Raw genomic sequence first — 3,657 nt, forward strand, 5'->3', positions numbered from 1 at the left:
TCGTTGTAGGAAAATATTAAATTTTTAAATAAAAGACATAATTAATTAAAATTATAATTTGCTATTAGTATCTTTTTAAAAATATTTACAATTATTTTAATAGGTTATGCAAGAAGTCTATTATATAATTTAGTTGGTTTTCAAACTAATTTGAAGTTTCCAGAGCAGCAACGCCTTATTAGTATGATTCCAGGTTTAGCAAATGCTCAGATTGTACGATATGGTGTTATTCATAAGAATAATTTTATTAATTCTCCAATTTTATTAAATCAATTTTTACAAGTAAAAAAACATCAGAATTTATTTTTTGCTGGTCAAATTATTGGCGTTGAAGGATATGTTGAATCAGCAGCCACAGGAATTATTAGTGCCCTAAATATTGCAAGATTATTAAATAATGACCCAATGTTAACATTTCCACCCGAAACAATGATGGGCGCATTAGTGAATTATATTATTAATGCTTCAAAAACTAATTTTCAGCCAATGAAAGCAAATTTTGGCATTATCCTTCCCTTTGAACAACATTTTAAAATTAAAAATGAAAAATATTTAGCATATAGTGAACGTGCGTTAACAACATTAAAACATTTTATTATAAACAATAATTTAAATGTGGAAAGTATCTTTTAATAATTTTAAAAAAGCATAAAATATAAATAGAATAATGCAGAAAGAAACGAGGCGGTAAAAATGAATTTGGAATTGAATGCATTAATTAATGGTGAATTAATCAATAATGGGGATTGATTAGAAATAATTTCACCAATTAATAATAAGCCATATGGTCGTGTTCCAGCTCTAAAAGAAAAAGAAATAAATGAAGCGTTTAAGTGGGCTCGACAGTCACAAAAAGAATGAGCAAATTTAGCTTTATTTGAACGAATTAGTTATTTGCAAAAATGAGCAAAATTATTAGAAAGTCATAAGACAGAGCTTGCGAAAATTATGGCCCATGAAATTGGAAAAAGTTTAAAAGATGGTCAAGTTGAAGTAGAACGTAGTATTGAATATATTGATTACACAATTGAAGAAGCAAAACGAGTTTTTCCAGAAACATTAACTGGGGATGGTTGAAATATTAAAAATAAATTAGGGATTTTTTCTCGTGTTCCAAAAGGTGTTATTTTGGCAATTTCACCATTTAATTATCCTGTTAATTTAAGTATTGCAAAAATTGTACCAAGTTTAGTTGTTGGTAATACTGTTGTTTTTAAACCGGCAACAAATGGCACTTTAACTGGGTTATATATGGCAAAATTAGCTTTTGAAGTTGGTTTTCCGAAAGGTGTTTTTAATGTTGTAACTGGTCGTGGACGTGATATTGGAGATTTATTAGTTTTAAATCCTGAAATTGATGTTATTTCATTTACTGGGTCAGTTGCTGTTGGCAATCATATTCGCAAATTAGGACATGGAAAAGACTTAGTATTAGAATTAGGAGGAAAAGATCCAGCTTTAGTATTAAAAGATGCTGATTTAACAAAAGCAGTAAAAGAAATTGTTGCTGGTGCTTATGCATATTCTGGACAACGTTGTACGGCTGTTAAGCGAGTATTAGTAGATGAAACAATTGCTGATGAACTAGTAAAATTATTAAAAATAGAAGTTAGCAAGTTAGAAGCAGGTTCGCCATTAGATAATAAAGCTATTATTCCTGTCATTGATTTAAAAGCTGCAGATTTTTTACAAGGTTTAATTGATGATGCTTTAGTAAAAAAAGCAACATTAATACTTGGTAATCAACGAAAAGATAATTTAATTAGTGCAACTTTAATTGACCATGTTACCTCAGAAATGCGATTAGCATGAGAAGAACCATTTGGTCCAGTCTTACCAATTATTCGTTGTAAGAATGTTGAAGAAATGATTACTTTAGCAAATAAATCAAATTTTAAATTGCAAGCATGTATTTTTACAAAAGATATTAATGCAGCATTTAATATTGCTAATGAATTAGAAACAGGAACGGTTAATATTAATGGTCGTACTCAACGAGGACCTGATTCATTCCCGTTTTTAGGAATTCATGATTCTGGACAAGGAGTTCAAGGGATTCGTGAAACAATTAATTCAGTGACACGTTTTAAAGGATTAGTAATTAATTATTAAAACTAATCTTTTTTAGTTTTATGATATATTATAATTATAAGTAGGTGAAAGTAAAAATGGAAAATAAAGTAGAGCAAATGTCTTTGCGTGAAGAAAAAATTGAACAAACTTTGAACGAACTAATGTCAACAATTCAAGCAATTAATTTAGATCTTACTGAATTACAAGAACGAGCAAGTTTACAAACGAATGCTGTTCTTGATGAATAGGATACTATTGGTGAGCAAATTGCCAATATTGCTAAGGAAATTAATGATTTAGAATATAAGTTTGATATTACCGAAATTTCACTATATTTAATTTTTTTAGATTTAAAATTATCATTTAATATTTTAAAAAATAAGTTAGAAGTAACAAAATATTTAATCCAACTTTTTCAAAGATAGTAATTAATTATTATTGTCTTTTATATTATTATTTTTAGGGGAGGTTATTTAAAAATGGATTTAAAACAAGAAAAGTTTTTGTTTACAGATGCAGAAGAACATCTTATTACTGATTTTCAAAAAGAAAAGGGCTATATTTTTATTTTTTTCCGAAAGCAGCAACACCAGGCTGTACTTTAGAAACAGTTGCTTATAATCGTTATTATCAAAAATTTTTAACTGCTGGTTATAATGTTATTGGTATTAGTCGTGATAATTTAAAAAAACAAACTAAGTTTCAAAATGATAATAATGTTAGTTTCCCCATGTTATGTGATATTGATTCTAAATTATGTGAAATGTTTGATGTCTTGAAAGAAAAGAAAATGTTTAATAATGTTTATCTTGGCATTGAACGAAGCACTTTTTTGCTGGATAATGATTTTAAGATTATCCAAGAATGACGGAAAGTTAAACCAGTTGAACATATTAAAACAGTATTGTCAGTAGTAACAAAAACTGATTTAAATAATAAATCTTAGTGTTATATTTATATTATTTTAGTAATAATTAGCATTGTAATGTAAGTTTTTAGGAGACAAAATATTTAAAATTACGAAAGGGTTTTAATATGGTACAAAATTTAATAAACTTATCAACAAATTTTAAATATAATGGTTTATCTAACCAAAAAATTATTATTAATTATAATAAAGTTTTTAAATATATTAAATTAAGCAATAAAACAAAAACAATTAATTATTAGTTAATTATTAAGTAACAATAATTATATTCCTAATATAACTATTTTTCCAGATTATATTTCATATGATTTAATTGCAGGATATACTTTTACTCAAATTGGAAATACTGGGATGTTGGAATTAAAAAGTATTTTGTCAGTCCTACAAAGTTTACAAAAATTAAAATATAAAAATAAATATATTGTTCATGGCGATTTAAGTCCCGTTAATGTTATTTTTGAACAAGATTTAAAAATTAAAAAAATAATTGATTGAGATAATGTTAAATTTGGTTCAAAATATCAAGATCCAGCATATGTTTTTTGATTATGAATAAATTTTGGTGGAAATAATAAAAGTTTTAGTGAAATTAAAAAAGAAGCTAATGTTTTTAAAAACACTTTGCATTATAATCAAAAAGACCTTAAGTATCTTAA

At 26.1% G+C, this 3,657-nt stretch carries 7 protein-coding genes; all 7 read left to right on the forward strand.

What is annotated here, in order from left to right; translation table 4 throughout:
* The first annotated feature begins 129 nt into the window (after positions 1-129).
* Complete coding sequence (locus EHV01_RS06695) at positions 130-633, forward strand: FAD-dependent oxidoreductase (RefSeq protein ID WP_422066783.1); 504 nt, start codon at positions 130-132, stop codon at positions 631-633.
* 60 nt (positions 634-693) lie between these two features.
* Positions 694-2,112 carry an NADP-dependent glyceraldehyde-3-phosphate dehydrogenase gene (locus EHV01_RS06700; protein WP_422066779.1) on the forward strand — a complete coding sequence of 473 codons (1,419 nt, stop codon included), beginning with the start codon at positions 694-696 and terminating at the stop codon, positions 2,110-2,112.
* Between the two features lie 56 nt (positions 2,113-2,168).
* Complete coding sequence (locus EHV01_RS06705; protein WP_400249055.1) at positions 2,169-2,321, forward strand: hypothetical protein; 153 nt, start codon at positions 2,169-2,171, stop codon at positions 2,319-2,321.
* Between the two features lie 231 nt (positions 2,322-2,552).
* A complete protein-coding gene (locus EHV01_RS06710; RefSeq protein ID WP_422066780.1) occupies positions 2,553-2,678 on the forward strand; it encodes a hypothetical protein in 126 nt (41 codons plus the stop codon).
* Complete coding sequence (locus EHV01_RS06715) at positions 2,675-3,019, forward strand: peroxiredoxin (RefSeq protein WP_422066784.1); 345 nt, start codon at positions 2,675-2,677, stop codon at positions 3,017-3,019. The genes EHV01_RS06710 and EHV01_RS06715 overlap by 4 nt, the downstream gene beginning before the upstream one ends.
* 89 nt (positions 3,020-3,108) lie before the next feature.
* Positions 3,109-3,243: a hypothetical protein gene (locus tag EHV01_RS06720; protein WP_422066781.1), complete on the forward strand. Its 135-nt coding sequence runs from the start codon at positions 3,109-3,111 to the stop codon at positions 3,241-3,243.
* A gap of 109 nt (positions 3,244-3,352) precedes the next feature.
* A partial coding sequence (locus tag EHV01_RS06725) for a phosphotransferase (protein ID WP_422066782.1) occupies positions 3,353-3,657 on the forward strand: 305 nt, incomplete at its 3' end.

Source organism: Spiroplasma sp. hy2, from assembly GCF_044714365.1.
Classification (GTDB): Bacteria; Bacillota_I; Bacilli_A; order Mycoplasmatales; family Mycoplasmataceae; genus Spiroplasma; species Spiroplasma phoeniceum.